Genomic DNA, 7,618 nt, shown 5'->3' with positions numbered 1-7,618 from the left:
ACACGCGAGTGCCGAGGGAGGCGGAGAGGGAGCCGACGATTGGGAGGCCACTGAAGGGAACGCAGGCGTACGTGCTGGACGGGGAGATGAAGCCGGTGCCGGTGGGGGTGGCGGGAGAGCTGTACCTCGGGGGAGAGGGACAGGCGCGAGGCTACTTCGGCAGGCCGGAGCTGACGGCGGAGCGGTTCGTGCCGAGCCCGTACGGAGAAGGAGAGAGGTTGTACCGGACGGGAGACCGGGTGAGGTGGCTGGGGAGCGGAGAGCTGGAGTACCTGGGGAGAATCGATCACCAGGTGAAGGTGAGGGGCTTCCGCATCGAGCTGGGCGAAGTGGAAGCGGTGCTCCGGCAGCACGAGGGCGTGCGCGAGGCGGTGGTGGTGGTGCGGGAGGAGGGAGGCGAGGGCAAGCGCCTGGTGGGGTACGTGGTGCCGGAAGGCAGGGCACTCGAGGCGGCGGAGCTGAAGCCGTACGCGAGGGAGAAGTTGCCCGAGTACATGGTGCCCACGGCCTTCGTGGTGCTGGAGGCCCTGCCGCTGACGCCCAATGGCAAGGTGGACCGCAAGGCGCTCCCGGCTCCCGAGGGACTCACGCTGGACACCTCCGTCGTGGCGCCTCGGGACACGTGGGAGCTCCAGCTCGTCCGCATCTGGGAGGAGCTGCTGGGCGTTCAGCCGGTGGGGCCCGGGAGCAACTTCTTCGAGCTGGGAGGCCACTCGCTGCTGGGCATGCGGCTCATGTCGATGATCCGCGAGCGCCTCGGCCGGAGCCTGCCGGTGGCGGCGCTGTTCCAGACGCCCACCCTCGAGGAGCTGGCGGTGCGGCTGCGCCAGGCCCCGGGGAGCGTGTCCCCCCTGGTACCCCTGTCGACGGGGGGCTCGGGCCGTCCCTTCTTCTGCGTCCACCCCGTCAGCGGCACGGTCCTGCCCTACATGGAGCTGGCGCGGCGGCTCGGCCCCGAGGTGCCGTTCTACGCGTTGCAGTCCCCGGGGCTCGAGGGCGAGCGCGTGCCGCTCGAGACGGTCGAGTCCATGGCGGCCTGCTACGTGGAGGCCCTGCGCACCGTCCAGCCCGTGGGCCCGTACCGGCTCGGTGGCTGGTCCCTGGGTGGCGTGGTGGCCTTCGAGATGGCGCGGCAGCTCGAGCAGCAGGGCGAGCGCGTGGAGCAGCTCGTGCTCTTCGACGCCTACGCCTTCGAGCAGCGCCTGCCCGAGGGCGCCGGGGCCGCCTGGATCGCCTCCCGGTTCGTGGAGTTCACCGCGCGGCTGCTCGGCCTGTCCGTCCCCGGGCTGCTCCTGGAGGACTCACTCCCGGAGTCCGAGGAGGTGCTGCTACGCCGGCTGCTCGGCCTGGGCCGCGAAGCAGGCGTCCTGCGGCGGGGCGTGGGGCTCGAGCAGCTCCGCCTCCTGTACCGCGTCTTCGAGAGCAACCTGCGCGCCCTGGCCCGGTACGTGCCGGGGCCCTACGGGGGGCGGCTCACGCTCTTCCGGGCGAGCGGGACGGCCGTGCCCGCGTCGGCGGGGAGCGCGGGAGGCTGGGGCCGCTGGGTGGCCGGGGGGGTGGAGGAGCACGTGCTTTCGGGCGACCACCACTCCCTCCTCCAGGCGCCGGAGGTCCAGGGGCTCGCCGAGCGGCTGGGCGTGCTCCTGTCCGCCCGGTCCGGAAAATCTGAGTCTTGACACGGAGTTCTGATCAGTTAATAAGGCCACCACACAGCGACGCCGCTCGGGGCGCGACCCGCTCCGAGCCGTCTCTATGGGGAGTTAGTTCAGTTGGTTAGAACGCCGGCCTGTCACGCCGGAGGCCACGGGTTCAAGTCCCGTACTCCTCGCCAAAAGAAGGGCCCGGAATCAAGAGGGAAACCTCAACGATTCCGGGCCCTTCGCCTTTTCTCATCCACCTGTCCTTCCTGGCGTCGTGGAGCCCGTCTCCAGAATGCTGGGGCCCCGCTGCGTCCAGCAGGTGATGGCCGCGTCCTTCGCCGCAGGAGACAGGTGGGCTTTATCTACGACAGCCGATGGGCCGGGGGGACGTACCCGGGTTTGTCGGCACGAGGTGCCCTGCGCCTCCAGGCTCGTGGCCTGGAGGTGCGTTGAAGCCTGTTAAGGCAGCAGGAGTCAGGGTGAGCAGTTGTACACGTAGACTCTCGCCATCCCCTCCTTCAACAGTTGAGTCGACACGCCGAGATTCGTCGCAATCGTCGACAGTTGGGTGCTGGTGGCGGACGAGATACCGATGAACTCGACTGCGGTTGCCTTCCCACTCGTGCAGGCAGGAGTGCTGACCACGCAGCCTGTCTTGGGCGTCGAGTAGTCTTCGCACATATCCATGTCTTCGCCAAAGGAGTTGCCGTAATCCCAGATGCCGTAACATGCCAGCTGACCATTGGCCAGGTTCAGGCGCGGACGCGTGCTGCACTTCATCACGTTGGAGAGGGGATACTGCTCGACATCGGAGTAGATGACCACGCGGCCATGGCCGCCAGCGATTCCGCCCTGGCCACCCATGCCAACTCCCGTCACGTAATCAGAGTCCAACATGCCGCCCGCATTGCGACCACTACCGTCAAGGACGCTTCCGTTTGGAGCGTAGCTGGAGCCACCACCCCCACCACCACCGGCACCGCCGCTCGTGTCACCGCCGCCCGCGCCGCCACCATAATATCCGCCCCCGCCTCCACCTCCGTCGCCGGACCACCACTCCGTCGATGCGTCACCGCCTTTGTATTGCGTGCCGGCCTGGGCCGTGAATGTCGCGCCCACGCTTGAGCCTCCAGCACCGCCCGCCGAGCTGCTTCCGCCCCGGCCTCTCAGCCCGTAGGTTCCATCGGTCGTAACGCCATCTTTGCCGTCACGCCCGGTCGATCCGCCGGGTCCGCCATCGCTGTAGGTGCCGTCCGCGTCCGCGCCGGCCCCACCTCCACCTCCAGCGGTGGCGTAGTCATAGGTTGAGCGCCGAATCGCTGAGCGCCCACCGCCACCCGCGCCGCTCTGGACACCCGGTGCGCCGCCCCCCCCGTAAGCCGCGACGCTCGTGCTAGAGGACGTTCCGAGGGCTCCGCCACCTCCAACGACAACTGTGAGGGTTTCTCCTGGAGAGACGCCCAGGAAGGCATCGGCAAACGCGCCTCCGCCACCGTAACCGCCCGTCGAGAACGTCGTACCGCCGCCACCCGCGCCCCATAGTTTCACGCGAATGCGGTTCACGCCGGTGGGCACCTTCCACGACTGGTCCGCGCCGGTGTAATTGAGTACGGCCTTGCCACCCGTCGAAGGAGCGCAGCTGGGCAACCCACTCACCTGGAAGGCGGTGGAGTCCGATAAGCCATAACCGTTGGTGGCGGTGGCGGTGATGGAGAGAGTGGTGCCCGAAGGCACGCAGGTGGGCGCGGTCCAGGTATTGCTGCTGCTCGTGGCCCCGCTCGTGGCCGTGCCCATCAGACCCGCATTGGCTGACCACTGGAAGGATAGCGTGCTGCTCTGCGGATCTCTGGCCTCCACCTGAAAGCTGAGGCTTTGAGACGGGCTGGCGGTTGACGAGGACTGGTAGGCGCGGATGATGGACGGAGGGAACCGCGTGGGCGAGGTGGAAACCACACACAGATTCAGTTTTCCGGTGTTCTTGCCCCCACGCCCGTCCGAGACAGCGACGGTCAACTGGCAGTTGTTGCACGCGCCCGAAGGCAGCGAGGACGGAGTGAAGCTCGCGGTGTTGGAGGTTGCACTAGTCCAACTCCCACTACAGGATGCCGACCACTGGTAGGTAAGGGGATCACTATCACTGTCGGAAGCCGAGACGGTCACCGTGGTGGCCTGTCCGACGTTTACCCGGGCCGACGAACTGCTGACGCGAGAGACGACTGGGTGATTATTGACTTGCACGTCGAGGGCGGCGCGGCCTTCGTCCGTTCCATTGATGACGTTGATGGAGAGCGTGACCGCCGCTGCAGTGCCCTGCGAGTCCGTCACCACGAGGGTTAGCGAGGAAATACCAACTGTCGTTGGAGCAGTCCAGGTTGTGGAGGCCTCGGAAGCCTTGCTGAAAGAACCAGCGGTCGCCGTCCAGGCATAAGACAGCGTATCCGTGGAATTTGGATCAGACGCGCTCGCGTTCAACGATACGGTCTTCCCAATCTGCACGGTGGTTGGAGACGCAACCACCGACCCGATGATGGGAGCCTCGTTGGAGAAAGGAGAAGAAGGAGTCACCTCTAGGAGAGTAAGGGCCACCAAGGTCGTTTGGCTGGCATTGATGGTGACGCCGGAGCTTTGCCCTTTATAGAGTAGGGTTCCGCTGGAGTTGTAGGCTTGAGCGAGGAAACTCCGGTCTGTGCCGGTGGGCACGTCGGTGACAACGCCTCCCCACTTCCCGCTGGTGAGTGTGAGTTCTTGCGTGACCGAGGGGATGTCCGGACCCGACGAAGTGACAGTCATTCGAGCCACATCGCTGGCGCTCAACGACTGCCCGAGCGAAACCGCGAATTGGATCGAGCCCGTGTTACCCTCCGATTGGAACTCGCACCCAACGGTGGTGAGTGCGAGTACCAACCAGAAGTAGAAAATCCTTCCTGCTTTGTACATGCTTTTCTCCGCGCGACCTCGAGTTGCCATGAAGCGATGCCTAGGGATGTCTGGCACCTGCTCGACTCCTACCCGGTCACATCGAGCGTGACGCATCCATAGCATGAGCCCAATTGAACCATGCAAGCGACGGGCGAGTATACCCAGGCCCTCCTGCATGCACAGGTGGCCACCGTGCGCGCCGGCAGCAGTTCGTCCTGAAGGCAGTCGAGTGAAGAGCAGATTCCTAGCCGCAGGAACAAGGCCCTGGTGGTCTCTTTGCTCGGCAGGCGAACAGTCCGCTTTTTGAGTGAAGAGGTTGACTGGAACACACTTGAGGGGCGAATGTGCTGGTCAAGGCTATCAGTAACCATGGCCGTTCTCTCCGGTTCAACAGCATCTAAGGATCCGTAGCCGAACAGGCACATCCGGTTGCCCCGCCCCCTCCCTTCTCCAAGGAAAGTCCATGATGGCAATCGTGCGGACGCACGGCTGGAAGCGTTTTTTGCCAGTAACACTTGCAATGTTTCTCGTTGCGGCACTCCCTGTCTGCACGCCTCCCACCGAGGATGAGGGCACCGCCGAGGTAGGTGTCTCGGCCCAGGCCCTCACCTCCGCCGATGTCACAAAGGTCACGCTCGCGGTGAGCGGGGCGGGCATTTCGCCGAACATCGTTCGCGAGCTCGTGAAGACCGGTGGGCAATGGAAAGGGGTTATCGGCGGCATTCCAGCTGGGACCAGCCGCACTTTCCTTGCCCAAGCGTTCGATGCGGCCAATACCAAAATTTACGAGGGGCAGGCGACGGGCATCACCATCAACAGCGATGCGACCACAGCCGTGAATATCCTGCTTCAGCAGCACACTCCGCCTTCTCCCTTCGTGAACAGCGCGCCCCGCATTACCGGGGTCACCGCCTCCACATTGCAGGCGGTCCCAAATCAGTCCGTCTCACTCACAGTCACCGCCTCTGACGTGGACGCTTCCGACACACTGAAGTACGCGTGGACGGCTACGGGAGGAACGCTCACCAATGCCACCACGGCATCTCCGACGTGGTTGGCACCGGCAGCCCCTGGAAACCACACCCTCAGCGTCACCGTGAGCGACGGCAGGGGTGGACAGGCAGGCGTATCGCTGACCATTGCGGTGGTGCAGGCGAGCGGCTCAGCCAGCGTCAGTGTTTCCTTCAACTCCTGGCCCGTTGCCTCGCAGGTGGTCGGTACCCCCTTCGGCCAAGTGCCTCCGGGAGGCGTTGTCAACCTGGACGTAATCGCTGCGGACCCCGACAATGACCCCATCACTTACAATTGGGCCGACGGTGGCTGTGGCGGCAGCTTCAGCAATGCGGCCATCAAGAGCCCTGTCTGGACGTCCCCCGCGACGGCTCCCGCTAGCGGAGTATGCATGATTACGGTCACCGTGACGGACAACCGCCAGGGCAGCACGACGGGTCAGCTGGGGATAAACGTGGGCAAACCTTCCATACCCAGTGGTGCGCCGGTGATCGCCGGAACGTTCCAATCGAGTCAATCGGTCCTGGCAGGGGCGACGGTGAATCTCGCACTGAGTGCATATGATCCCGAGGGTGGGGCCATCACGTTCGCGTGGAGCGCAAGCGGAGGGACGGTGGGGACTCCGTTGAGCAACGCTTCGCAGAGCGAGGTGGTCTGGACTGCACCCGCAAGCGGCGGATCGTTCACCATCAGTGCGACGGTGAAGGATGGGAACGGACAGCAAACCCTCCAGGGCTTCATTATTGACGTCATTTCCTATGCGTGGACCAGTGGTGCTTGGGGCGTGTGCTCTACCACCTGCGGCACAGGTACGCAGACGCGGACCGTCACCTGCCAGCGCTCGGACGGAGTGACGGTGGCTGATAGCCTCTGCACTGGAGTCAAGCCGACGACATCCCAAAGCTGCACGGGCGCTTCCTGCACGTACACGTACACATGGAGCAGCGGAAGCTGGAGCGCCTGCTCTAACGATTGCGGCGCCGGAACACAGACGCGGACCGTCACCTGCCAGCGCTCGGACGGAGCAACGGTGGCTGACAGCCTCTGCACTGGAGTCAAGCCGGTGGGCTCCCTGAGTTGCGAGGTGTGTATCGCGGAGTGTAAGTACTCCTGCGACTTCGGCAGCTGCCCTGCCGTCGCTAGGTCCACCGTGCAGTGGGGCCCACAGTCGAATACGCCATTCAACGCGGGCACCACAGGCTCCAACTACAACTTCGGTGGAAGCACATGGTGCTGGACGACCAAGCCTGGCTGCTCCAGGACTTGTCCATGATCCAGCGCTGGGGCGCAGGAAACTGAGCCCCGATACTCCCGACAGGTATGCACCTCTTGTGTCAGGGTAGTTGACCCCTGTGGAGTCACTTCCTGGCAAATAACTTCCCAAGACACGCAGGGGAGAGCCAGAGGAAGTGCCAGGAACCCTCCCAGGTCCGCCTGCCTCGTTTTTTCAGGTTCTCGGGTAGGCGGTGAGGAGTTACAGGAGGGCGCCTACGAACTTCCCTCTTTTCTGGAGCACCGTACGCCCCCTGTTTCTGTCTCCAAAATGTCTCCAGGGCTGGAGGGTACTCCGGGTGACAGGCGGGACTTGCGGGAACAGCCCCGTGGACTCGAAGTGCCCGGATTCACTCGCGATTCCTCGAATGGCGTGTGCCGTCGCGGGTTTAGGGCCCCCCCCTCGTCCACGGGTTCAAGTCCCGTACTCCTCGCCATGGAGAGCCCAGCAATCCTCAGGGGTTGCTGGGCTTTTCTTTGTGCGCCCGGCATGGGCATCGACATGGAGGTGGAAGTCCTCCCGAGAGCAGGTCACCGCGAACGAAGGGAACCGCAGAGCGCCGGACCGCGAGGCCGACGTGAAGGAAGCGTGGAACGAAGCCGCGGGGCGACGATGCGTATTCCGGCCATTGCGATCACTTGTTCCGGGCGAAGCCGATCACCGATTCCGGCTCAAGCCGATCACCAGTTCCGGGCGAAGCCGATCATCGGAGCGGAGCGACGCTGGTGCCTCTCACTTCTCCGGCTTCGGCTCGGTCGTCAACTTTCCATCCCGC

At 64.6% G+C, this 7,618-nt stretch carries 4 protein-coding genes and 1 tRNA gene; 4 read left to right on the top strand and 1 reads right to left on the bottom strand.

Annotated elements, in window-relative coordinates; all coding sequences use genetic code 11:
• Positions 1–1,676 (top strand): thioesterase domain-containing protein (locus tag AC16DP_RS40635; protein WP_483956973.1); only part of this gene is annotated, 1,676 nt, incomplete at its 5' end.
• Positions 1,677–1,754: 78 nt separating this feature from the next.
• A tRNA-Asp gene (locus AC16DP_RS40630) sits at positions 1,755–1,831 on the top strand.
• A gap of 283 nt (positions 1,832–2,114) precedes the next feature.
• Here the strand turns inward: AC16DP_RS40630 and AC16DP_RS40625 are convergent.
• Positions 2,115–4,577 (bottom strand): Ig-like domain-containing protein, encoded by a 2,463-nt coding sequence (locus AC16DP_RS40625; protein WP_483956972.1) that lies wholly within the window; start codon positions 4,575–4,577, stop codon positions 2,115–2,117.
• Positions 4,578–5,022: 445 nt separating this feature from the next.
• Here AC16DP_RS40625 and AC16DP_RS40620 point away from each other — a divergent pair, with 445 nt between their 5' ends.
• Positions 5,023–6,843 (top strand): thrombospondin type-1 domain-containing protein, encoded by a 1,821-nt coding sequence (locus tag AC16DP_RS40620; protein ID WP_483956971.1) that lies wholly within the window; start codon positions 5,023–5,025, stop codon positions 6,841–6,843.
• Between the two features lie 577 nt (positions 6,844–7,420).
• A partial coding sequence (locus AC16DP_RS40615) for a hypothetical protein (protein ID WP_483956970.1) occupies positions 7,421–7,618 on the top strand: 198 nt, incomplete at its 3' end.

The organism is Archangium sp., from assembly GCF_057119385.1.
The sequence above is the reverse complement of the archived record's forward strand: the minus strand, read 5'-3'. Positions and strand labels throughout refer to the sequence as shown.